Genomic DNA, 21,017 nt, shown 5'->3' with positions numbered 1-21,017 from the left:
GTACGAGCGCGCGCTTTCCTACTTGGATAAGTTGGCGTTTGTGATCGAACCGGAACGGAACGTACCGGCGTGGGAAGCGGTCGAACAGCAACAGGCAGAGGAAACGGCCACGGGTGAGGTTAATGTCTAAACTGTTCCCGTCGATCCTGCCGACTCAAGAGAACGACGACGAAGAGGAGGACGAAGAGATAAGCGGCGCTTACGATCAGGATAACACGAACGAATCCGGCGAAAACACGGGGTAAAAGCATGAGCGACGAACTTCAAGATAAAATCCAATCCGAGCGCGAAGAGGCGTTAGCGACATTAAGCGAAGTAGTGGATCACGCCCGATACAAGAGTCTGGGTGACGGAAGGATTAGAAATCCTGAGGCTGAACGTGTCAGATTGAAATTCCTCCGGGTGATTGTATCGGCTGAATCTGAACGGCGGAAGATACTGGCCGACAAAGAGCTTGAAGAGCTTGAAGAACGCCTCGAAGCGATTGAAGAGCGACAAAACAGCCACCGAATCAAATGAGTAAGAAAAAGATTGAACGGCGGCTTGAAGAACTTGAGCCGCGCGACGACGACGACGGACCGCCTATTATGATCCAAATGACCCACTTCGATCACGAGGGTCAATATCCGACCGTGGATGAAAGTCCACACCCGGAACTAACGGTTCAACAATTCCCAGAACAGCGACCGAAAAGCCTCGTGATCGCTGTGCCGAATATGCTCGCGGAACCCTACTGTAATCAACCACACCTCACGGTTGCGACGTGCGACACAGTAGGCAAACACACCCCGGAAGGAATCCCCGAAGAGAACGCGCCAGTACCGGCGTGTGAGCTGTGGGAAGCCTTAGACGAAGCCGACCTCGAACGTGAAAAAGAAATTCGCGAGGAGAACGGCGATCCGATCCCGGAGTTGCTGGCTGAATACTAACCTTTGCGGTGAGCGTAAGCAAATAGGATACATACCTGTTTGGAGGACATGATTAGGACTTATGTAGATCGGATTGAATATTTGGAAATATGAAAAGGCGAGAATATCTTGGCTGTGTATCAATCATGTCCGTGACCATGCTTTCGGGTTGTTCTGGATTGGACGCGGAGGAATCAGGAACGGTAAGGGCACCTGACGACGCGCTTCATAACATCGACGTTGAACAAGGGCAAACAATCCGGGTTGAAATAGATAACCGCGAGGGGTTCGCAACGGATGTAATCTTGGAAGATCCGGGGGGAAATGACGTATTCAATGAAATCGTTGAAACCGAAGGATCATTCACCCACACAGCTGAACAGAGCGGTGTATTCCGTGTGATTATATTCCCTGACGGGACCGCATCGTACGAGATATACATTGAAGATTGATTTTCACCACCTGTCTTTATTTTCCGAACAGGTCCTATAGGGGCAAGGCCCGCAAGTCTTCGCGGGATCGTACAAGCGTGGCGGCAAGAAGCCGTCACTCTCAAAACGGTTGTAACCGCCCGCTTACTTTTCCGCCGGCGATCCCGCTCGCCGACCGACTACACTCCTCAACCCCCGACTACGGATATTCAAGCGTCTAAGGCTACTCAACTACCGGTATCTTGGGGGTGTAGTCGGTGTAGTCGGGGGTGAAGTAAAACTCGTGATTGTGAGAGAGTAGAACCGTCTTAGGCGGTAGTATATTGTAGAAAAGAAGGTTGGGGGGTCCCCCCGACTACACCGGCTACATTTGATGAATCGGTGCCGAACCGCCGGCGATTACTGTGACGTTGGCCGGGATAGTTCCGCCCGGTTGTGGGATGCGTCCAGTTGTAGATCAACGGCACCGACAGGGTGGGGATCGAACCCGTCCGGCGAGCCGGGGCAACCGTAGTGCTCAACGATATGATCCATGTTCACTGTGCCGGCGACGCCGGGCGTTTGATATATGTCCCGGAGGTAAGCGTGCAAGTGTTCATAATCACGGATCCGCTGCCACCGTTCGGTTCTGAAATCCGTGATTGAGTCGCGCATTTCTCTCAAAGTAGTGGGGGTAGTGTGGTACACCTGATCGAACCGAACGAGCGTGGTGAACAGACAGACGTCGGCCTCTGTGAGCGAGTTGCCGACGAGGTATCGCTGGTCAGCGAGGTGGTCGTTCCAGTGGTCCAACGCGTCGAACAGCTCGTCGATCGCGTCGTCGTAGGCGGCCTGTGAGGTCGCGAAGCCCGCGCGGTACACCCCGTTGTTGACGGGTTCGTAGATCTCGGTGATGACCTCGTCGACGTCTGCGACCGTCGCTGTATCGTCGGCGTCCGGGAGCAGGGAGACGTCGTTACCGAGGTCGTCGAAGGCGGTCGAGAGCATCCGGAGGATCTCCCGCGACTCGTTGTTGACCACGGTGTCCTCCTTCGTGTCCCAGAGGACGGGGACGGTCACCCGGCAGGTGGCGTCGGGGTCGGCGGCGACGTAGAGCTCCCGGAGGTAGTCGTTTCCGTGGAGGTGGTCGGGGGTACACCCCTCCTTCTCGGGGGAGAACTGCCAGCCGTCCTCGCCGCGCCACGGGTCGACCACGCTGATCCCGATCGTGTCCTCCAGTCCGAGCAGCGACCGCGCTACCAACGTGCGATGCGCCCACGGGCAGGCGTACGAGACGTACAGGTGATACCGGCCGGCCTCGGGCTGGAACCGCTCGTCCGGCTCGGCGTCGACGTGGTCGGGAACGTCACTGCCGGCGATCCAGTTCCGGAAGGTCGTCTCCCCTCGCTGGAAGGCTCCCTCCTCGTCGGTCGTTTCGTACGTATCGGTTCGCCACTCGCCGTTCACGAGTTGGTTCATACTGTTAATACGGGCTCGATGCCTAAAGAACGGCCGGAGACACCGATGTTACCGGTTAATGTTACCGCGCCGCGACGGGTTTACTTGAGTCAAGAAGGTATCAACCGCTGTCATGGCTGTACAAGCGATGGATCGCGTTCCGCGATGGTACTGAGAGGACTCACGTGAACAGCTCCACAACCGGTCGACACCGATCGGAGGCCACACGATGTTGATCGACGGCGACGAGGCGAGCCACGCGGACACGGCAGTCGGTCGCGCGGGGATCGACGCCGCCGCGATCAAGCCCGCCGAGTGTGATGTCTCGCGGGCGGCCGACCTCCCGGTCGATCGCGTCGCGATCGACTACGAGGGGCGTGAACACCTCCCCGACGCCGGAACGCTCTCGGCGATCGCCGCGGAGACGACGCTGTACGTCACCACGCCGGTCCGCGCCGACGGGTTCGACCCGCTCGGCGACGACTCGCTTCTGGACCGGATCCCGGCGGACGCCCGGCGCGTGCTCGTCGCCGGTCACGGCGCGTATCTCGACGAGGCGGAGTCGTCGCGAGCGGTCGCTCCGCGATTGGGGGCGGCCCGGAAGTCGGCTCCCGACGCGTGGGTCGGCACCGAGGGCGTCGAGCGCGTCGCGCTGGCAGCCGGCGGCACCCAGTTCGAGCTGCTCTCGCGGTCGACCGACCGCGACGTTCGAGCGCTCCGCGCCGCCGGGTTTGACGGCGAGATAGCGTTGTACGCGCCGACGGTCCTCACCGACGACGAGGACGCCGTCCTCGACGCGGTCGGCGACTACGTCGCCCGTCGCCGCCCGGTCGCCCGCGCACTGAAGCGCGATGAAGAAAGTGAATCGACGAACGACGGGTCGGGATCCGAGGAGTCGGACACAACAGATGCGACCGCGACGGGACGGACCCGCGAGGTCCTATCGAAAGCCGCCCGCGACTTCGCGCTGGTCGGCCCGCCCGACACCGTCCGCGACCGGGTCGCCGACCTCCGCGAGGCCGGCGTCGACCACGTCGTCGGCTACCCGGCCCGGGGACTCGACGAGTTCCTCGGATAAGCGTGGGTTCGGGCGGAACCGACCCGCCGCAGGCGACGGTTTTTATCCGATCTGCGGGAACGAGGAGACATGACCGACAAGACGACGCGAAGCCCCACGGTCGCGGTCGTCGGCGGGGGCGCGGTGGGCGTCACGGCCGCGGCCGACCTCGCCGCTCGTGGAGCGGCCGTCACGCTGTACGACCGCGGCGAGCTCGCGAGCGGGAGCTCCGGCCGGGCGGCCGGCGTGCTCTACGACGCGTACGCCGAGGACGTCGACGCCGCGCTCGCGGCCCGCGCGATGGAACGGTTCCGCGCGTTCGACCGGAGCCTCCCGGGCTTTTCGTTCACTTCCCGTCCCTACGTCATCGCGGTCCGCGAGGGCGACGCGGACGCGTCAGCGGTTCCAGCGATGGTCGAACGCATGCGCGAGCACGGCCGCGAGGTGGCCGTGGTCGATCCTGCCGACCTCGGGGAGCGCTTCCCGCTCCGGACCGACGACCTCGCGGTCGCCGCGGTCGCGGAGGGGGCCGGCTGGTGTGACCCTGCGAGCTACGTCGCCGCGATCGGCGAGCGCGCCCGTCGTGAGGGCGTCCGGATCGAGACGGGAACCGAAGTCGCGTTCGACGGGAGGGCAGCCCCGATCCTTCGCGTCGACGGCGCGACCCGGTCGTTCGACGCGGTCGTCGTCGCGGCCGGCGCACACACCGAACGACTGCTGGCGACGGCGGGCATCCGCGTTCCGGTCAAGCCGTACCGCGTACAGGCGCTCACGAGCCGGGTCGCGTACGGTGGTCCGATGGTGTACGACGCGACCGCGGGCGCGTACTTCCGGCCGCATCCGACCGGGCTCCTCGCGGGCGACGGTACCGAGCCGGTCGAGGCCGACCCGGACGCGTACGACTCCGAGGCCGACGACTGGTTCGTCGACGACGTCTCGGACGTGCTCCGGGAGCGCGCACGGTACGACCCCGACGTCGACCGGGCGTGGGCCGGGCTGTGTACGGCGACCCCCGACGGCGACCCCCTCGTCGGACCGATCGGAGGGCCTGCCAGTGGCGTGGTCGTCGCTGCCGGGTGGCAGGGTCACGGCTTCATGCGCGCGCCGGCCATAGGCGAACACGTCGCAGAGGGAGTGATTGCGTCACTCTCCGAGGAGCCCGGGTCGTTCTCGGGGTCACCGTGGATCGACGCGTTCGATCCGGAGCGGTTCGATGGCGACGATTCCTTCGAAATCCGGGAGGGAATGACGGTGCGGAGTCGCGAGGAGTAGTCGCGGAGAGGGGCTCGGAAGCGGTCGCGGGTGAGCGCTGTCAGTCCGTTCGGTCGTCCTCGTCGTCCTCCTCGACGACGGTCACGTCGTCGGCCGCGCCGTCCTTGGGAATCTCGACCTCGAGCGTCCCGCTCCGCGTGAGCGTGGCGGTCGCCCCCTGCGGCGTCACGTTCGCGTCCGAGGGGAGTTCGGCGGTGCTCGACAGGGTGAGTCCGCGGCCGGGAAAGAGCAGATCGAAGCCGTCATAGAAGTCGCGGAACCGGTCGAGCCGGATCTCGACGGTGTGATCGAGGAACTTCACTTGGACGTCCTCGCCGCGGACGCCCGGGGCGTCGAAGACGACGAGGTAGGCGTCGTCGCTTTCGAGGAGGTCGTACGAGAGCGGGCGGCGCTCCTGCATCTTGCTCCACCCGCGACCGACCTTTTCGAGCGCCCGACGAACGACCGACCGACCGGTGTCGACGATTCGAGCCACGGCGTTAGACCTCGATCTCGGCGAGTTGGCTTCCGCCGCAGTACGGACACGCCAGATCGGCGACGGCGTGGTCGTCGGGGACGTCGTACGTGTAGTGGTTCTCGAACATGTCGAGGTCGCATTCGTCGTCGAGACACTCGACCTCCTTCGTGGCAGGCATACTGGACGGTAGGGCCGCGCGACTAATCAACGTTAGCCTCGGTGGTCGACCCACCGCTCCACCGACAGCTTCATGAGCTGACTCGCGCACCGATCGATAATGTCCGACGCCGGTCGACCCGTCGACGCGACGCGCGTCTACGGCGTCGATTTCAGCGCTGCCGCCCGCGACGCAGGCACGAAGACGTGGGTCGCGGCCGGAACGATCGCCGACGGCGAACTCCGGATCGAGAGCGTCGAACCCCTCGTCGAGTTCGCGGACCCTCCGTCCGCCGGCCGCGACGACGCTCTCCGGGCGTTAGCGGAGTGGATCCGGGAGCTCGACGAGAGCACGGTCGTCGGCCTCGACTTCCCGTTCGGGCTCCCACGATTCATCGTCGAGGAAACCGGTCACGACTCGTGGCGATCAGTTATCAACGGGTTCCCGGATACGCTTATAAACAACCACGCCGCCGACGATGACGTCGACACCGACGGCGACACCGACGGCGACGCCGACGATGACACCGGCGCCGACGGCGACGATCCGGTCCGTGCCTTCGCGGAACGGTGCGTCGAACTGACCGATGAGCACGGTGACGGGACCTACGACAAGCGTGAGACGGACGGCGCGGTCGGCGCGCGCTCGCCGTACGGCTTCATTGCGGACACGATCTCCTTTTACGGCATGCGCGACGTGCTCGCGCCGGTCGTCGACGCGGTCCGCGTCGAGCCGATGGACACGGTCGCGAACGACGGAGCCGACGCGACCAGTAACGGCATCCGACGGTCCCGCCCGACGCTCGTCGAGACGTATCCGGCGGCGGTGCTCGACGCACTCGGCCTCTGCCGAACGGATTATAAGGGATCGAGTGCCGCCGAGACGACGCGACGCCGGCGAAACGCCGAGGGGCTGGCTTCGGAGAGCGACGTGGGTTATAAAGAATCCGAGAACCTCGTCGATCGGATCGTCGATGACGACGGCGGGGACGCCCTTGACGCGGTCGCCGCCTGTCTCGGGGCGTACGCGGCGGCGGCGGACGGGTATTCCGTTGCGACCGACGGGGTCGATTGGGAAACCGTCGCGCTCGAAGGGTATATATACGCCTTACGCGGTCGCTAGCGCGGTTCGAGGTGTCGTAGCGGTGGTCCGAACTCGGATCGGTTAGAAAGCAACCGTCCGACGACTTCGGACGCCCCACCCGACGTGGGTTATATACTCGCGCCGCGGAGCTGCTCCGGAACCACCGTCCGCTCCGCGAGGCAGACGAGGATCCACCCGAGCACGACGCCGACGAGGAACCCGGGGCCGTACGGGAAGAGACTCGGCGCGAACGCGAGCGCGACCCCGAGCCAGATGGACGCGACGAGGACACCCGCACCGGCCGCGACGTACCCGAGCGTCTCCCGACGCTCCGGCGGAATTCGGTCACGCGCGAGCCATGCGATCGGTCCGAGAACGACGGCAGTGGCCGCCGCCCAGCCGGCGGCGACCCCCCATGGTTGGGGGTCGGCAGCGACGAACTGGGCGACGCCGTACACGCAAAACAGCCCGATGACGACGTAGCTACCGAGTCGCTGCCGGCGGGAGGGCTCATTCGGGGGCATATGGGCCGATCCAGTTGCCCAGAATATAAATCACGCGGCGCGGAGCGGGCACCCGGCGTATCCGCACGCGTTTTCCGTCTCGGCCGAGTACGTGGCCATCATGACCGATTCGCCCGCGTCGGGCCGGGGCTCGCTGCCGCCGGACCCGGCCGACCTCTCCGTCACCATCGTCGACGGCTACGTCGACGAGCCGGCGCACTTCGGCGTGCCGCCGTACGTCTCGACGTACCCGCGGTACACGGCCGGCGCGCTCGTCGACGCGGGCGTCCCCGAAGCACAAATCACCTACCACACCATCGACGAACTCCGCGAGGACCGGAACAAACACGCCGACGTCGCCGACGCCGACCTGTTCGTCTACGTCGGTGGGATGACCGTTCCGGGAAGCTACGTCGGCGGCACCCCCGCCGAACCCGACGAGGTCCGCGAGCTCGGCTGGACCGCCGACGGCGTCACCCTGCTGGGGGGCCCCGTCCGGTTCGGCGTCGGCGAGGAGAACGCCGGCGCACAGGACATGGAGCGTGACGATCTCGATTACGACTTCGTCGCGAAAGGCGACGTCGAGGCCGCCGCCCACGACCTCGTTCGGGAGGGGTTAGAGGGGTTCGGCAACCGGATGCGGACCAACGCCGAGGTCGACCAGTGGGCCGCAAACGGGGCGTTCGTCGTCGAACACCACCCCAACCACCCCGACTACCTCATCTGCGAGATGGAGACCTCCCGCGGCTGTGCGTACCGCTGTTCGTTCTGTACGGAGCCGCTCTACGGCGACCCGGCGTTCCGCGAGGCGCGGTCGGTCGTCGACGAGGTCGACGCCCTCTCGGATCGGGGAGTCAAACACTTCCGACTCGGCCGACAGGCCGACATCCTCGCCTTCGGCGGCGACGGCGAGGCCCCGAACCCGGACGCACTTCAGGAGCTGTACGGCGGCATTCGGGCCGTCGCGCCCGACCTCGAAACGCTCCACCTCGACAACATGAATCCGGTGACAATTACGGACTACCCCGAAGCGTCCCGGGAAGCGATCCGCGTCATCGCCGAGCACAACACGCCGGGCGATACAGCCGCGTTCGGCCTCGAATCAGCCGACCCCGTCGTACAGGAGCAGAACAACCTGCTCGTCACCGCCGAGGAGTGTCTGGAGGCCGTCCGCGTCGTCAACGAGGAGGGCGGGTGGCGACCGGGCGACGAGCCGGCCGGCGCGGGGGGCGTTCCGGGCCCCGACGACGACCGGCGATACGGCCCCTCGACCGGTCCCGACGCCTCGCCGCGTCTGCCAAAACTGCTCCCCGGAATCAACCTCGTCCACGGGCTCGCGGGCGAGCGGGCGGAGACCTACGAGCACAACAAGCGATTCTTACAGAGCGTTTACGACGAGGGGCTGATGGTCCGGCGGATCAACATCCGGCAGGTGATGGCGTTCGCGGGCACGGAGATGGCCGAGACGGGCGCGGACATCGCACAGGAACACAAAGACCAGTTCCAGACGTACAAACGCGAGGTCCGTGAGACCATCGACAATCCGATGCTCGACCGCGTGGTCCCGCCCGGGACGGTCCTCCCGGACGTCCATCTGGAGTACCATCAGGACGGAAAGACGTTCGGCCGTCAGCTCGGCACCTACGCGCTCCTCGTCGCAGTACCGGGCGAACGCGAACTCGGCACCGCCATCGACGTGGCGATCACGGACCACGGCTACCGCTCCGTCACCGGGGTTCCCTACCCGCTCGACGTCAACGCGGCGTCGATGAACGAGCTCACCGCGATTCCCGGGATCAACCGGAACAAAGCCGGCGACGTCGTCGTCGGCCGCCCCTACGAGACGGTCGCCGACGTGGACGCGGGCGTCACGGACCTCTCGCGGTTCGCGGTCGGCGGCGACACCGACGTACCGATCCCCGGCCGGGACCGCCCCGGGTCGGGGCCAGGGCTGGCCGCGCGGTCGCCGCTCGGCCGGACCGACTGATGCCGTCCCGAGTGACGCGGATCGAGGTTCCGGTCGAGACCCGCGCGCCGACGGGGACGACGAACGCCTACCTCGCCGACGGGCTTCTGATCGACCCGGCTGCCGAGAGCGACGCGCTCGACGCCGCGCTCGACCGGATCGGCGCGGACGCGGTCGACGCCGTCGCGGTCACCCACAGCCATTCGGACCACGTCGGCGGCGTCGCCGCCTACGCCGAGTCGACCGGAGCGACCGTGTACGCGCACGCGGCACACGTCGACCGGTTCCGCGAGGCGACGGGGATCGATCCGGACGCGACGTTCCGCGGCGGGGAGACGCTCGGATCGACGGACGTCCGCGCAGTCGACACGCCCGGACACGCGCCGGATCACGTCGCGTTCGCGGTCGAGGGCGGCAGCGGGTCCGGAGACGGTGATGACCCTTTGCGGGAACTCCTCTGTGGCGATCTGGCGGTCGCCGAGGGAAGCGTCGTCGTGGGCGGCCCCGGCGGTGATCTCCACGCGTATCTCGACAGTCTCGAACGCGTCCACGACGCCGACTATGACCGGCTGTATCCCGGTCATGGGCCCGCGATCGACGACCCGACCGCGACCTGTCAGCGACTGATCGACCACCGGCTGGAGCGCGAGCGAGCGGTGCTCGACGCGGTCGAGAGCGGCGCGACCGACCTCGCCGGCGTCGTCGACGCCGCCTACGAGAAGGACCTGACGGGCGTCGAGGACCTCGCACGCGCGACGGTCCGGGCACACCTTGACAAGCTGGCGGCTGACGGTCGGATAGCGGAGTCGTGGGCGTGCGAATAGGGCGCGAACGAAACGCGGCGTCACCGACTCTCGGCTTCGAGCTCCGCCGCGACCGCCGAAAGGGGCGTTTCAGTCACGTCGACGAACCGACCCCCGACGTCGACGATCCCGCCGTCGGTCGCCCGGTCGTCGCCCACGTGTACCAGCATCGCGGGCGCGACGCCGAGCGCGTCGGCGGCGACCTCGAACGCCTTCGGATGTGGCTTCCGCCACCCGCAGCCGACGCTCGTCGTCACCGCGTCGAACTCGCCGCGGAGCCCGGCGCGGATCAGGGTCTTCGAGACGAGTTCCGGTACCGCACAGTTGGAGAGGAGGCCGACCGGTCCCTGCTCGGCGACGTCTCGAACCGCAGTCAACGCGCCTTCCCGTCGTGTTACTTCCGGGTCGAACGCCGCGACGACGGCGTGTCGGACGACGTTCTCGCTGGCGTCGACGCCGCGGGAGCCGAGCGCGTGTGCGACGTGTGCCGGAAGCGGCGTTTCCGCCCCCTCGGGGGCGTCGACGTGCCGCTCGCCGTACGCGACGTGCCAGTCGTCCGGGACGACGACGCCGCGGGACTCCAGTTCGCGTGCGACGACCTCGGCCGGGTCGGCCGGATAGTCGGCGTCCACGAGCGTACCGAAGAGGTCGAACGTTACTGCCACGATACCGTCCGTAAGGGCAAACCCGGATTGAACCTGTCGGTCGGAGAAACGGTCGAAACCGAGTCGATCGAGAAGCCGGTGTCCGTCAGGACAGAAGCGGAACCAGATGGAGGACGTAAAACCGGTAGAGACCCGTTAGCCACGCGCAGATCCAGAGGATCATGAACCCGGCGACGCCGACGCGAAGGCGACTCCGCCAGTGGCCCATGTTCTCGTGGATCTCGTCGATGTCGACGTCCGGGTCGTTGTACGCGTCGGCGTTTCGCTTCGCCTGAAGGATTCGGACGATACCGGTGAGCGCGAAGACGAGCAGCGCGTACGCCTGAAGCCCGAAGAACGCGTGGATCACGGCGTCGCCGGTCAACTGTCCGAGGATCCGCGGAAGCATCCACGTGAGTATCGGAACGGTCGTCAGGAGGAGTCCGACGGTGATGTACTTGAGATGGTGAGTCAACACGTTCCACGTGACGGTTTCCGCGTCGATCATGATCCACGCCCCGTACAGGAGAAACGGAAGACTCGCCGTTACCGAGAGCCCGGCCACCGCCGCGATCACCGACTCGTCGACCATATCGGACGGTAGGCCCGGAGCGCGTAAAGCCCCCCGATCCGAGCGCGCATCCTGACTCCAGTCGTCGATTCCCACACCTCGACGGCGGACGAAAACAGTTAGCGTCCGGAGTACGTACCGCCATTCGATGGAGGACACTCCGACTCGATCGGACCCCGACGAGGGTGGCGACGACCGGGCCGAGTCAAGCGGTCCCGAGAGCGACGGCTCGGATGGAGGAGCGGTCGGTTCCGACGCGGGAGCAACCGACGGCGACGGAACCGAGCTCGACGCGCTCCGCGAGCGGGTGGACTCCGAGTACGACTTCGACGACTTCGGGCCGGAAGACATGGCGCGGATGAGCGCCGAGGAGTGGGATGCCGCGTTCGACCCGGACACGTGGATCACCGGCGCTCGACTGCTCGAACGCGTCGAGGCGGAGCTGAAGTCGCGGATCGCTAGACGAGAAGTGTTCGGACTGCTCGAACGCGTGCGCGAGGACGGCGAGGAGCGGATCGTCGTCTACTCCGACGAGGGGTACGCCATCATCCGCCCGAGCGGCGAGGTGAGCGGGCGAGGGACCGTTCTCCGGGACGTCGAGCCGATCGTCGCGCTGGCGGCCATGGAGTCGTACGAGGTCCCCGAACCCCCCGAGGACTGGTCGCTTCCGCATCCGGATACCGTTCCGGAGGGAACCGGCGAGTTCGGCAACCTGATGATCCAGGTCGTCGCCGCAATACAGCTGATCGCCGGAGTCGTTCTCATCGGGGCACGCGTGCTGTTCGGTCTGGGCGGGATCATCGCTCCCGCTATCGGGCTGTTGTTCCTGTTCGTCGGGGTGTTCCTGTTCGCGATGGTGGCGAACGCGCGACTCTCCGATCGCTTCCGCTCGGAGGAGTATCGAAACCGGCTTCGCGCCCTCCGCGAGGCGGAAGAGCGACCCGACTTCGTCCCGGTCGATGGAGAGGTCGTAACGGACGATACCGACACGGATTGAAACAGTCGAATTCAGGTGTTTCAGGCTGCCTACGTGACTCCACGCGAACGGTTATAGTCGGTGGGTTTAAGCGCGCCCCGTCCTGAGTGAGACTGTATGAAACGGCGGGACTTCGTGCGAACGGCCGGCGGTGCCACCGCCGCCCTCGCCGCCTCAAGTGCGGCGGCCGGATCGGTCGCCGGACAGGGGGCGGGAGAGCCCGACTTCGAGGGGTACCTCGGCGGCGTCGACGGAGGGTTTCAGGACCTTCGCGGCGAGGACGAGGTACGGGTCGAGGTCGGCGCGAGCGGAAACGGCGGTAACCTCGCGTTCGGCCCGGCCGGCATCTGGATAGACGAGGGAACGACGGTGGTCTGGGAGTGGACCGGCGAGGGCGGCGGCCACAACGTCGTCACCGACGAGGAGAACACCGACTTCGAGAACACCCACGACCTCGACAGTGGGAGCCCGGTCGACGAGGCCGGCCACGAGTACGAGCACACGTTCGAAGAGGGCGGTCGGACCGGCTACGTCTGTACTCCTCACCGTGGCGTGGACATGTTCGGCGCGATCGCTGTCGGCGATGACGTCGCCCTCATCGATGACAGTCCGAACACCGGATGGCCCGAGGACCTCGCGGACTCCGGCATCCCGATCCACGCACACTGGGTCGGTATCGCCTCGATGTTCGGGATCGTCCTCACGTTCGTGTTCACGTTCTACATGTTGAAATACGGCGAGTCCGCACATACGGGCCACGGGGGTGGGAGATGAGTTCGAGCGGATCCTCGTACGGCGACATCCACCGATACGAGCCGGCTCGCGAGAGCACCGCTGCGGCCATCGCCATCGTGCTCCTCACGATCATCGAGGTCGTGTTCGTGTTCCTGTTCGTCTACGGCCTGATGTTCGGGTGGGCGTCGACCGAGTTCGGGAACATGTATATGGGCGCATTGCTGGCGCTGATATTCGTCGATCTGGCGTTCATCCTCCTGTTGTATCGGAAGGAGTTCCTTCCCGACGTGATGATCGTCAAGAAACGTCGTCGGAAGTGGGAAGACCTGTACGTCCGCGAGGAAGACAAAGACGGCGTCGGCGTCGACACGACCGACGCGCTCGAGACCGTCAAGCGGGCGGTCTACCCGTACTACAAGAAGTGATCATTCAATGAGCCTTAAAAAGAACGACGAGATGGACCACAACGCGTGGCTCAAAACGCAGGACCTGACGGTCATCGAGACCGCCTTCCTGACCACGCTCATCTGGCTGGATAAGCGGCTACGCATCGTCGACTACCTCGAACTACTGGAGACGATGTACTACCGTGCGAACCTCCAGATGCCGAAAAGCCACACCGAACAGTACGACCTCGACAACAAGTTCTGGTACTGGTACCCCCTGTACTCGCTCGGGTCGCTGTCGATCATCGCGTATCTTGTCGCGGCGGTGTCGGGTGCGCTGCTCGGGTTCTACTACTCCCCGTCGACTGCCGGCGCGGTCGCGCAGGGCGACCCGACCGCGGCGTACAACTCCATCGTGGCGATCATACAGGATGTCCAGTTCGGCCACATGCTCCGTTCCATCCACCGCTGGTCTGCCCAGTTCATGGTGGCGGCGGTGTTCCTCCACATGCTGCGCGTCTACTTCACCGGCTCCTACAAGGAACCTCGTGAGGTCAACTGGATCCTCGGCATCGTGCTCATTGGCCTGACGCTTCTGTTCGGGTTCTCCGGATACGTCCTCCCGTGGAAGCAGCTGTCCTTCTGGGCGGCACAGATCGGCGTCGAGATGGCGCTCGCGACGCCCCTCGTGGGCGAGTGGGCGGCACAGCTCATGTTCGGGGGGTTCACTCTCGGACAGGCGACGCTCGTGAGAATGTACATCCTGCACGTGTTCGTTCTGCCGTTCGTGGTGACGGCGCTCATCGCGCTCCACGTCGGCATCGTCTGGGTGCAGGGCATCGCGGAGCCGCACTAATACAATGACCGACGACACAACCACACCGACCGACGCGGCGGACGCCGATCGGGCGGTCACTGACGGCGGAACCGACGAGGAAGCACGGACGGACGGTGGCCCGCCGGCCACGGTGCCGCCGGACGACGAGACCCCGACGTGGACCGACCGCAAGGAACGGTCACAGGGGCTCTCAAGGCTCACGTATCAGTACTTCGAGCGCTCACGCCGCGAGGACGAGGACCTGCGCGCGGAATCCACCTACGTCGAACGCGACGTGTTGGGCTTTCCGGCATGGCCCCACGAGACGATCCGAAACCTCGCCATTACGAGTTTCTTCGTCGGGATCATGCTGCTCGTGTCGGCGATTCTCCCGCCGCACTTCGGTGACCCGGCGAATCCCGGTTCAACCCCGGCGATCATCCTGCCCGACTGGTATCTCTACTGGTCGTTCGGGCTGCTCCACCTCGACCCGATCAACCCCGAGCTCGCGATTCTCGGCGGCGAGAAGGTCATGTCCGACGAGCTGTACGGGCTCGTCGCTCACGGCGTGATCTTCGGGGTCATCACGCTCGTTCCGTTCCTCAACAAGGGGAGCGCCCGCCGTCCGGTCGAGGAGCCGTTCTGGGCGGCCGTCGGCGTCTCGGGCGTGATCTTCTCGGTCACGCTCGGCGTGCTCGCCATCCAGAACCTCGTGCCCATCGAGCTCGACCTGCTGTTGAACCTCGTGTTCCTGCTGCCGGTCATCGGCGCGGTCATCACCTACGCGGTGTTGAAGACGCTGCGTGAGGGGTACATGTACGACCTTAACCGTCGGTACTACATGCTCCGCCCGCCGAAGTAGCAGGCACCTCTCGGTTCCACACCACACCATCCACATACCACTTCCATGTCCGATACCGGCAACGAGGAGCGGTTTCAGGCGACCGACGAGACCGGGGATCCGATAGCGACGGATGACCGTGACGACCCTCGGAACGAACCCGTCGGCCCACGGGTCGGCCCGGACGGCCGCGAGATCGTCGTGCCGCTTCGTCTGTACAAAACCGTTACCACCTTCTCGACGCTCGCTGCGGTGGTCGCGTACTTCATCGGCTTCACGCTCGTCGACGCCGCGACGCTACAGGTGAGTTTCATCCGGACGACGATCGTGTACGTTCTCGAAACGATCGGTCTCGGGATCGAGGAGGGCGTGTTGACCGCGTTGCTCGCGATCGTGGGGATCGGTTTGATACTGCTCGGAACGGCGGTGTACGTCCTCGGAACGCGGTTCAGAGCTCAGGGAATGGGAAAGGCTCAAGAGGACACCAGCGAAGGATAACGTATGGCAGACGAGTTCATGAAAGGGCTGGCCCTGTTCGCCCTCGGGGGGCTTGGGTGGATCACCTTCGGCGGGTGGTACCGGACGCCCTCGTACTACGAGATATCTCAGCTGTTCGGCCCCACACAGGGTGTCGAGTCCGTGTACGATAGCGTCGGGGTCTTCGCCGGCGACGCGTTCTTCTGGCTGATGTTCATCGGCCCGGCCGTGTTCTGGGTCCTGCTCCCGGCCGGGAGACAGCTCCGCGAATCGATGGCCGAGGACGCCGCGAACTGAGTTCCTCCGAGTTGACTGCGGGTTCCGTCCGTTTCTGACGGGGTACTGTTTTATACTGCCAGTGGTAACACGTCCGGGTGCTCCGGTACGGACGCGGACGTACGGCGAGTACTGTTCTCCGGCAGCTGGCACCCTGTGATTCCGGCTTTGACAGCGTTCCTGGTGTTCCGCCGGCAACGGCGTATGTGCGGACGGGTGAGTCCCTGCTACGCCGGCAACCGTTTATAAACAGCCGTCAGCAACGACGTATTCAGGGCCGTTAGCGCCCCGAACATTACGTCCGGGGGGTCGAAAGCGCTACGCGACCACGGAGCCGCTCCACACGTCGGCGACGACGAAGAACAGCGCGTAGTAGGCCGCGTACAACAGGACGAGCGCGGAGGCGACGATCGAACTTTTGGGTGCTTCGATCGGCATGTCGTTTCGAGCCTCGACGTTTCGTGATTCCAGTTCGAAGAGGTCCGCGACCAGCATCGTCACGACGACGATGGAGAGGATCGTTCCCCCGGTCGGCGCGTGGATCGCGAAGAGAGCGCTCAACAACAGGAGCCCGACGTTCGTGAACGCGTGTGGTCGGTACGAGTCGACGCTGTCCCCGTTTTGCCCCTGCTCGACGTGCCGTTTATGAGCGACGTGTCGGGTTGCGAGGTTCGCGATCGCCATCACGAGGATCGCGAACGGCAACATCGGCCCGACGACCGACAGCCAGTCCAGGGGAACGAGGAACTGCAGTGGATCCATATGTCCACACTTCCGGTCACGAGTTATTAGAACCTTTCCGATCGGTAGCGCCCGCTCGACTCGAACCCGAGGGTTGGGAAGCGACCGCGGTCCGGTCCGGAACGACGTCGACTCGGTCCGTGATAGCCACCCGAACCGACCGTCCAGGTACCACGATATCGCGCCGCGAGCCGTCGACGACGAGCGACACCGCCTCGGACTCGCGTTCCACCGACAGCGTCACGCCCTCCGGAACGACCCACGTGTCGCTCCGCGTCGTGAACGGCGCGATCGGGACGACCGCGAGTCCCCCGTCCGGAGTGATCACCGGTCCGCCGGCGGCGTTCGCGTATCCCTCGCTCCCCAGCGGCGTCGCGATGGCGACCCCGTCGGCTCGAAAGGACTCGCACCGGTTCGAGTCGATCTCGACCGCGTACTCCGAGATCCGGGCGGGCTCGTCGGTCACGAACGCGACGTCGAAGGCGGCTCTGTCGACGATCTCTCCGTCAGTCTCGACGGCCAACACCGGATACGGAACTCGTCGGTCCGTCCCGTCGAGGAGCCCTCGGATCCTGTCCGTGACGTGGCCGGTACCCGCTGATCCCGTCCCGCTTCGGAGGGGAACGACCGGACGGTCGCTCGACCGTGCGGACGACTCCGACTCGCCGACGAGCGCGTCACGGATCGCGTCGTCGCCGACCGCAACGATCGCATTGGCGGTCGCTCGGTCGACGAGCTGGGCTCCCACCTCCTCGATCGCTCGACGGACACGGCACGCCGGCCCCCCGTTTCCGATCACGGCAACGCGGGACGTCGGCTCTCCCATATCCGGAGGGTCCGCGCGGGACGATGGAAAAACCCCCGGTTCGACGGTGTCCCCGATCCCCCGTGTGTGGCCCATGCGGAGTCGATCGATCCGGAACGCGCTCCGGCCGCCTGTCGGCGCTCGATCCTCCGTCACGGGTCGTCGTAACGACTAAGAACGAAACGCTCCTCGGTTACGGTAATGAATCACGAGTTTTTCGCCCGAGGTGGTCCCCGTGGGCGTCGAAATTAAGGAGACGGAGGTGGCGGACGAGGATTTCGAGGAGATGAAGGGGTTCGTCAGGGACTACCTCGCCGCTAGCGTCGAAAGCGAAGAGGACGGCGGCCGGATGCGGTGGTACCCTTGGCACTCGGCCGACTACCGGTTCAACCACATCCTCAACGTCGTCGACCTCGCGGCGGAGATCGCCGAGGCCGAGGGTGCCGACGTCGACGTGGTCCGCGTGGCCGCGCTGTTTCACGACGTCGCCAAGTTGGAGGCGGAACAGGACGTCCACGCCGAGGCCGGCGCGCGCGTCGCCCGCGAGTACCTCCGGAGTCGCGGGAACTACCCCGAGTCGTTCATCGAGGAGGTGTGTAGCGCGGTCGTCGACCACTCGTACACCGGCGACCTCGCGGACGTGCCACTGGAAAGCCGCTGTCTGATCGAAGCCGACGTGCTCGACAAGGTCGGTGCGAACGGAGCCGTCCTGATGCTGTTACGCATGGGCTACGAGTCGCGGACCCACATGGACTCGGCGAAGATGGTGGACCGGGTCCTCGACCGAGGACACGATCACACCGATCGCGTCGTCTCCGACACTGCCGAGAGCATCGCCCACCAGCGGATCAAACGCGTGCGGTGGCTCCGCGAGTGGCTCGAAGAGGAGGTGAGCCGGATGGACTCGGACGGCGTCACCGAACGGTAGGAGCCACCGTCAAGCGTCGGGACCCGTCAAGCGTCAGGGGCCGTCAAGCGTCAGGGGCCGTCAAGCGTCAGGGGCCGTCAAGCGTCGGCGTCGACGCTCGGGAGCGTCGTCGAGAGGTAGCGATCGATCCCCCGCCCGACGTCGTCGACCCAGTCCCGGTCGTTCGTCGTCGCCCACCGGAGCATCGCACCGGAGGAGAGGGCCTGGAGGGTGGCGGCGACCTCGGCGGGCGTGACCGACTCGTCCCCCTCACGCGGGTCAGCGGAGTCATCACCGTCACGCGGGTCAGCGGGGTCGTCCGTGCGGACGGCGACTGCCGCCTCGCGGACCGATCGTTCGAGGAACCGGTGGAACACTCGGTCGCTGCGATCGAAGTGCGCTCGGTAGGCCGCATCGGTCGCCGCCTGTGCGCGCAGTTCGACGACGGCGGTGAGAAACCGAGCGTCCGGCGCGTGCTCCGCGTCGACGGAGGTCGGGTCGGTCATCGCCGCGACGTACGCGTCGAGACGTGCCCGTGGGGAGAGATCGAAGGCGTCAGCGGCGAGTGCCGACTCGAAACCGTCGAGCAGGTACTCTAGGAGGTCCACCAGCAACTCGTCTTTTCCATCGTAGTGGTGATAGACGAGCGAGGGGCTCTTCTCGAACTCCTCGCCGATCCGTTTGATCGTGAGGTCGGCGTAGCCGTGCTCGCAGAGCGCCCGGAACGCGGCCCCGAGGATGGCCTCGCGCGTGTCCGTCGGCTCCGCGAACGGATCCTCCATGCCCGACGTACTACGCCGGGGCATATATCGCTCTTGATTGAACGTTCATTCAACATGCTTATGAGTCGGGAAGCCGAGACGACCGTATGACTCGATTCTGCGGAACCGGGGGGTCGGGATCGCGGGGATCCTCCGGTTCGTCTGCGGACCGCCCCTTCGGACGGATCGCGTTCGGGGGCCACCCATGACGGAGCGAACTCGGCGACGAGGATCGGTGTTGGTGGTGCTCGCCGCCGGCTGTCTCCTCGCTCTCGCCGCCGGCATGGCGTTCGCGGGAGTCGCTGCGGACCCGATCGCCGACGCGGACCCGGCTGCCGACGGCGACGCCGGTACGACGATGGCGCTCGCGGACGATGACGGTCCGATCGCACAGGCCGGCGGCAGTGGCGGTCAGGTCCGCGGATCGCCCGCGTTGGATCTCTTCCTCTCCCAGCCGACCGTCCCGACGGGCGGGACCTCGCAGGTCACCGTCGACGTGCTCAACACCGGCGAGATGCGTTTCGGCAACGAGCTTGACCCACGCGTGACGACCGCCCGGGGGCTCCGGCTGGAGGCCGAGGCGGACGATGACGATCCGATCGAGGTCGAATCCGGGACGATCGCCGTCGGCGACGTCGCCACGGGCGCGCCGACGTCGGTTCCGATCGACATCGCCGTTCCCGACGACACGCCCGACGGCGAGTACGACGTCGAGGTGACCGCACGGTACCGGTTCACCGCGCAGGTGCTTCCGGAGTCCACCAACCACAACGACCGACGAGGAACCGACCGGTTCGACGTCACCGTCGTCGTCGACGACGGCGCTCGGTTCGCGTTCGTCGACGCCGAAACCGACGCGCAGGTCGGCGGGGACGGCGACGTTCGAGCGACGCTGGAGAACGTGGGCGAGGAGACCGCTCGCGACGCGGTCGTCTCCGGAACCGCCTCGGGCAGCGGCGTACAACTAGGCGTCGAGGGGGCCGGTTCGGACGTGTTCGTCGGCGACTGGGAACCGGGCGAGAACCGGACCGTGACGTTCGACTCGACGGTCGGTCCCGACTTCGCGAGCGAGCGTTACGTGCTCCGGTCGACCGTCGAGTACCGGAACCGCGACGGTACCGAGACGACGTCGCCGGCCTCCCGCGTCGGTGTGACGCCGATCCCGGAACAATCGTTCGACGTCGCTGACGTCGAGGGGACACTCGAAGTCGGCTACTCCGGGACCGTCTCGGGGACGATATCCAACGACGGACCGCTCGCGGTCGAGGACGCCGTGTTGGTCGCCGAACCGCAGAGCGCTCGGGTCAGCCTCGGCGAGGACCGATACGCCCTTCCCGATCTGGCGGACGGCGAGTCGGTCGACTTCTCGTTCGACGCGGACGTGAGCGGCCAGGCCGACCCCGGACCGCGACAGGTCCGGTTCACGGTGGAGTACACCGCCGGCGACGCGACGATGACCGCCTCGTCGAGCGATCGCGTTCAGGTCGATCCGCGTCGGCCCGAGTTCGACGTCTCTTCCGACGGAACGTCGATCCCGGCGGGCGAGACCCGACGGGTCACCTTCGAGATAACGAACCAGCGGCCGGAATCTCTCTCGTCGATAAACGCGGGACTGTACGCCGATAGCCCGCTGACGGCCGTCGAGGACGACGCGTTCGTCGACGAGCTCGCACCGGGAGAGTCGACGGAGATCTGGTTCGAAGTCGCGGCGGCCAGGGGCGCGAACGAGCGAACGTATCCGGTCGAGCTGGACTTCCGGTACGACGACGAGCGTGGGAACGACCGGATCTCCGACGTGACACAGTACCCGATCGACGTGACCGAACCGGTCGATGACGACGATGGACTCCCGATCGTTCCGATCGTTATCGGGGTTCTGGTCCTCGTTGCCGTCGGCGGCGGGGCGGTCTGGTACCGCGGTCGAGAGTCGTAACCCGATGACTAGACCCGTCAGGGATCCGATCGATCACCCCGGTCGTGAGCAACGGCGGGGTAACGGTCGACAG

The 21,017-nt window shown here is 65.7% G+C and carries 26 protein-coding genes; 17 read left to right on the top strand and 9 right to left on the bottom strand.

Translation table 11 applies throughout. The features are described 5' to 3' along the window. Window positions 1-249: 249 nt before the first annotated feature. From J2751_RS10425 to J2751_RS10415, 3 genes are all read left to right on the top strand, one after another. The gene (locus tag J2751_RS10425; protein ID WP_209485832.1) at window positions 250-519 is read left to right on the top strand and encodes a hypothetical protein; all 270 of its coding nucleotides are present in this window, start codon (window positions 250-252) and stop codon (window positions 517-519) included. Further along, a complete protein-coding gene (locus tag J2751_RS10420; RefSeq protein WP_209485830.1) occupies window positions 516-929 on the top strand; it encodes a hypothetical protein in 414 nt (137 codons plus the stop codon). The genes J2751_RS10425 and J2751_RS10420 overlap by 4 nt, the downstream gene beginning before the upstream one ends. An 89-nt stretch (window positions 930-1,018) precedes the next feature. Then, the gene (locus tag J2751_RS10415) at window positions 1,019-1,360 is read left to right on the top strand and encodes a hypothetical protein (RefSeq protein ID WP_209485828.1); all 342 of its coding nucleotides are present in this window, start codon (window positions 1,019-1,021) and stop codon (window positions 1,358-1,360) included. A gap of 378 nt (window positions 1,361-1,738) precedes the next feature. Here the strand turns inward: J2751_RS10415 and J2751_RS10410 are convergent, their stop codons facing one another. Beyond that, window positions 1,739-2,797: a glutathione S-transferase family protein gene (locus tag J2751_RS10410; RefSeq protein WP_209485826.1), complete on the bottom strand. Its 1,059-nt coding sequence runs from the start codon at window positions 2,795-2,797 to the stop codon at window positions 1,739-1,741. 208 nt (window positions 2,798-3,005) lie between these two features. Here J2751_RS10410 and J2751_RS10405 point away from each other — a divergent pair, with 208 nt between their 5' ends. Both J2751_RS10405 and J2751_RS10400 read left to right on the top strand, forming a co-directional pair. Further along, complete coding sequence (locus J2751_RS10405; protein WP_209485824.1) at window positions 3,006-3,854, top strand: DUF7388 family protein; 849 nt, start codon at window positions 3,006-3,008, stop codon at window positions 3,852-3,854. A 69-nt stretch (window positions 3,855-3,923) separates the two neighbouring features. Next, the gene (locus J2751_RS10400; RefSeq protein WP_209485822.1) at window positions 3,924-5,105 is read left to right on the top strand and encodes an NAD(P)/FAD-dependent oxidoreductase; all 1,182 of its coding nucleotides are present in this window, start codon (window positions 3,924-3,926) and stop codon (window positions 5,103-5,105) included. Window positions 5,106-5,145: 40 nt separating this feature from the next. Here the strand turns inward: J2751_RS10400 and J2751_RS10395 are convergent, their stop codons facing one another. Then, window positions 5,146-5,580, bottom strand: coding sequence for an Hsp20/alpha crystallin family protein (locus J2751_RS10395; RefSeq protein ID WP_209485820.1), 435 nt, complete (start codon window positions 5,578-5,580; stop codon window positions 5,146-5,148). Between the two features lie 4 nt (window positions 5,581-5,584). Continuing rightward, window positions 5,585-5,740, bottom strand: a complete 156-nt coding sequence (locus J2751_RS10390) for a DUF7559 family protein (RefSeq protein WP_209485818.1) — start codon at window positions 5,738-5,740, stop codon at window positions 5,585-5,587. A 99-nt stretch (window positions 5,741-5,839) separates the two neighbouring features. Here J2751_RS10390 and J2751_RS10385 point away from each other — a divergent pair, with 99 nt between their 5' ends. Further along, the gene (locus tag J2751_RS10385; protein ID WP_209485817.1) at window positions 5,840-6,841 is read left to right on the top strand and encodes a DUF429 domain-containing protein; all 1,002 of its coding nucleotides are present in this window, start codon (window positions 5,840-5,842) and stop codon (window positions 6,839-6,841) included. 89 nt (window positions 6,842-6,930) lie between these two features. Here J2751_RS10385 and J2751_RS10380 read toward each other — a convergent pair whose 3' ends face one another. Further along, the gene (locus tag J2751_RS10380; RefSeq protein WP_209485815.1) at window positions 6,931-7,326 is read right to left on the bottom strand and encodes a hypothetical protein; all 396 of its coding nucleotides are present in this window, start codon (window positions 7,324-7,326) and stop codon (window positions 6,931-6,933) included. Window positions 7,327-7,426: 100 nt separating this feature from the next. On the opposite strand from J2751_RS10380, the gene J2751_RS10375 reads away from it, so the two are divergent. Both J2751_RS10375 and J2751_RS10370 read left to right on the top strand, forming a co-directional pair. Continuing rightward, window positions 7,427-9,292, top strand: a complete 1,866-nt coding sequence (locus tag J2751_RS10375; protein ID WP_209485813.1) for a radical SAM protein — start codon at window positions 7,427-7,429, stop codon at window positions 9,290-9,292. Then, window positions 9,292-10,095, top strand: a complete 804-nt coding sequence (locus J2751_RS10370; protein WP_209485811.1) for an MBL fold metallo-hydrolase — start codon at window positions 9,292-9,294, stop codon at window positions 10,093-10,095. The genes J2751_RS10375 and J2751_RS10370 overlap by 1 nt, the downstream gene beginning before the upstream one ends. A gap of 20 nt (window positions 10,096-10,115) precedes the next feature. On the opposite strand, the gene J2751_RS10365 is transcribed toward J2751_RS10370, so the two are convergent. Then, a complete protein-coding gene (locus tag J2751_RS10365; protein ID WP_209485810.1) occupies window positions 10,116-10,739 on the bottom strand; it encodes an HAD family hydrolase in 624 nt (207 codons plus the stop codon). Window positions 10,740-10,824: 85 nt separating this feature from the next. Beyond that, the gene (locus J2751_RS10360; RefSeq protein ID WP_209485809.1) at window positions 10,825-11,310 is read right to left on the bottom strand and encodes a DUF7321 family protein; all 486 of its coding nucleotides are present in this window, start codon (window positions 11,308-11,310) and stop codon (window positions 10,825-10,827) included. A 127-nt stretch (window positions 11,311-11,437) separates the two neighbouring features. Here J2751_RS10360 and J2751_RS10355 point away from each other — a divergent pair, with 127 nt between their 5' ends. From J2751_RS10355 to J2751_RS10325, 7 genes are all read left to right on the top strand, one after another. Continuing rightward, complete coding sequence (locus tag J2751_RS10355; protein ID WP_209485808.1) at window positions 11,438-12,286, top strand: DUF7319 domain-containing protein; 849 nt, start codon at window positions 11,438-11,440, stop codon at window positions 12,284-12,286. Between the two features lie 96 nt (window positions 12,287-12,382). Continuing rightward, a complete protein-coding gene (locus tag J2751_RS10350) occupies window positions 12,383-13,039 on the top strand; it encodes a halocyanin domain-containing protein (protein WP_209485807.1) in 657 nt (218 codons plus the stop codon). After that, window positions 13,036-13,425 carry a DUF7318 family protein gene (locus J2751_RS10345; RefSeq protein WP_209485806.1) on the top strand — a complete coding sequence of 130 codons (390 nt, stop codon included), beginning with the start codon at window positions 13,036-13,038 and terminating at the stop codon, window positions 13,423-13,425. The genes J2751_RS10350 and J2751_RS10345 overlap by 4 nt, the downstream gene beginning before the upstream one ends. 7 nt (window positions 13,426-13,432) lie before the next feature. Continuing rightward, the gene (locus J2751_RS10340) at window positions 13,433-14,242 is read left to right on the top strand and encodes a cytochrome b (RefSeq protein ID WP_209485804.1); all 810 of its coding nucleotides are present in this window, start codon (window positions 13,433-13,435) and stop codon (window positions 14,240-14,242) included. 4 nt (window positions 14,243-14,246) lie between these two features. Next, window positions 14,247-15,065: a cytochrome b family protein gene (locus J2751_RS10335; protein ID WP_209485802.1), complete on the top strand. Its 819-nt coding sequence runs from the start codon at window positions 14,247-14,249 to the stop codon at window positions 15,063-15,065. 45 nt (window positions 15,066-15,110) lie between these two features. Further along, the gene (locus J2751_RS10330; RefSeq protein WP_209485801.1) at window positions 15,111-15,542 is read left to right on the top strand and encodes a DUF7315 family membrane protein; all 432 of its coding nucleotides are present in this window, start codon (window positions 15,111-15,113) and stop codon (window positions 15,540-15,542) included. Between the two features lie 3 nt (window positions 15,543-15,545). Continuing rightward, the gene (locus J2751_RS10325) at window positions 15,546-15,818 is read left to right on the top strand and encodes a DUF7314 family protein (protein ID WP_209485799.1); all 273 of its coding nucleotides are present in this window, start codon (window positions 15,546-15,548) and stop codon (window positions 15,816-15,818) included. 297 nt (window positions 15,819-16,115) lie between these two features. Here J2751_RS10325 and J2751_RS10320 read toward each other — a convergent pair whose 3' ends face one another. Then, the gene (locus J2751_RS10320; protein WP_209485798.1) at window positions 16,116-16,559 is read right to left on the bottom strand and encodes a DUF7313 family protein; all 444 of its coding nucleotides are present in this window, start codon (window positions 16,557-16,559) and stop codon (window positions 16,116-16,118) included. A 16-nt stretch (window positions 16,560-16,575) separates the two neighbouring features. Continuing rightward, window positions 16,576-17,364: an NAD(+)/NADH kinase gene (locus J2751_RS10315; RefSeq protein ID WP_209485797.1), complete on the bottom strand. Its 789-nt coding sequence runs from the start codon at window positions 17,362-17,364 to the stop codon at window positions 16,576-16,578. A 205-nt stretch (window positions 17,365-17,569) separates the two neighbouring features. On the opposite strand from J2751_RS10315, the gene J2751_RS10310 reads away from it, so the two are divergent. Next, complete coding sequence (locus tag J2751_RS10310; protein WP_209485796.1) at window positions 17,570-18,271, top strand: HD domain-containing protein; 702 nt, start codon at window positions 17,570-17,572, stop codon at window positions 18,269-18,271. A 77-nt stretch (window positions 18,272-18,348) separates the two neighbouring features. Here the strand turns inward: J2751_RS10310 and J2751_RS10305 are convergent, their stop codons facing one another. After that, window positions 18,349-19,032, bottom strand: coding sequence for a TetR/AcrR family transcriptional regulator (locus J2751_RS10305; protein ID WP_209485795.1), 684 nt, complete (start codon window positions 19,030-19,032; stop codon window positions 18,349-18,351). Window positions 19,033-19,216: 184 nt separating this feature from the next. Between J2751_RS10305 and J2751_RS10300 the strand changes: the two genes are divergently transcribed. Beyond that, window positions 19,217-20,944 (top strand): COG1361 S-layer family protein, encoded by a 1,728-nt coding sequence (locus J2751_RS10300; RefSeq protein ID WP_209485794.1) that lies wholly within the window; start codon window positions 19,217-19,219, stop codon window positions 20,942-20,944. Window positions 20,945-21,017: the final 73 nt, after the last annotated feature.

This window comes from Halorubrum alkaliphilum, from assembly GCF_017873815.1.
GTDB lineage: Archaea > Halobacteriota > Halobacteria > Halobacteriales > Haloferacaceae > Halorubrum > Halorubrum alkaliphilum.
This window is presented reverse-complemented; position numbering and strand designations above follow the sequence as displayed.

Bases quoted from the DNA above. Each gene is read 5' to 3' on its own strand.
- J2751_RS10330 (WP_209485801.1), top strand. From the start codon at position 15,111: ATGTCCGATACCGGCAACGAGGAGCGGTTTCAGGCGACCGACGAGACC.
- J2751_RS10355 (WP_209485808.1), top strand. From the start codon at position 11,438: ATGGAGGACACTCCGACTCGATCGGACCCCGACGAGGGTGGCGACGAC.
- J2751_RS10300 (WP_209485794.1), top strand. From the start codon at position 19,217: ATGACGGAGCGAACTCGGCGACGAGGATCGGTGTTGGTGGTGCTCGCC.
- J2751_RS10425 (WP_209485832.1), top strand. From the start codon at position 250: ATGAGCGACGAACTTCAAGATAAAATCCAATCCGAGCGCGAAGAGGCG.
- J2751_RS10385 (WP_209485817.1), top strand. From the start codon at position 5,840: ATGTCCGACGCCGGTCGACCCGTCGACGCGACGCGCGTCTACGGCGTC.
- J2751_RS10420 (WP_209485830.1), top strand. From the start codon at position 516: ATGAGTAAGAAAAAGATTGAACGGCGGCTTGAAGAACTTGAGCCGCGC.
- J2751_RS10325 (WP_209485799.1), top strand. From the start codon at position 15,546: ATGGCAGACGAGTTCATGAAAGGGCTGGCCCTGTTCGCCCTCGGGGGG.
- J2751_RS10405 (WP_209485824.1), top strand. From the start codon at position 3,006: ATGTTGATCGACGGCGACGAGGCGAGCCACGCGGACACGGCAGTCGGT.
- J2751_RS10400 (WP_209485822.1), top strand. From the start codon at position 3,924: ATGACCGACAAGACGACGCGAAGCCCCACGGTCGCGGTCGTCGGCGGG.
- J2751_RS10415 (WP_209485828.1), top strand. From the start codon at position 1,019: ATGAAAAGGCGAGAATATCTTGGCTGTGTATCAATCATGTCCGTGACC.
- J2751_RS10360 (WP_209485809.1), bottom strand. From the start codon at position 11,310: ATGGTCGACGAGTCGGTGATCGCGGCGGTGGCCGGGCTCTCGGTAACG.
- J2751_RS10345 (WP_209485806.1), top strand. From the start codon at position 13,036: ATGAGTTCGAGCGGATCCTCGTACGGCGACATCCACCGATACGAGCCG.
- J2751_RS10370 (WP_209485811.1), top strand. From the start codon at position 9,292: ATGCCGTCCCGAGTGACGCGGATCGAGGTTCCGGTCGAGACCCGCGCG.
- J2751_RS10315 (WP_209485797.1), bottom strand. From the start codon at position 17,364: ATGGGAGAGCCGACGTCCCGCGTTGCCGTGATCGGAAACGGGGGGCCG.
- J2751_RS10305 (WP_209485795.1), bottom strand. From the start codon at position 19,032: ATGGAGGATCCGTTCGCGGAGCCGACGGACACGCGCGAGGCCATCCTC.
- J2751_RS10410 (WP_209485826.1), bottom strand. From the start codon at position 2,797: ATGAACCAACTCGTGAACGGCGAGTGGCGAACCGATACGTACGAAACG.
- J2751_RS10375 (WP_209485813.1), top strand. From the start codon at position 7,427: ATGACCGATTCGCCCGCGTCGGGCCGGGGCTCGCTGCCGCCGGACCCG.
- J2751_RS10335 (WP_209485802.1), top strand. From the start codon at position 14,247: ATGACCGACGACACAACCACACCGACCGACGCGGCGGACGCCGATCGG.
- J2751_RS10390 (WP_209485818.1), bottom strand. From the start codon at position 5,740: ATGCCTGCCACGAAGGAGGTCGAGTGTCTCGACGACGAATGCGACCTC.
- J2751_RS10350 (WP_209485807.1), top strand. From the start codon at position 12,383: ATGAAACGGCGGGACTTCGTGCGAACGGCCGGCGGTGCCACCGCCGCC.
- J2751_RS10380 (WP_209485815.1), bottom strand. From the start codon at position 7,326: ATGCCCCCGAATGAGCCCTCCCGCCGGCAGCGACTCGGTAGCTACGTC.
- J2751_RS10320 (WP_209485798.1), bottom strand. From the start codon at position 16,559: ATGGATCCACTGCAGTTCCTCGTTCCCCTGGACTGGCTGTCGGTCGTC.
- J2751_RS10340 (WP_209485804.1), top strand. From the start codon at position 13,433: ATGAGCCTTAAAAAGAACGACGAGATGGACCACAACGCGTGGCTCAAA.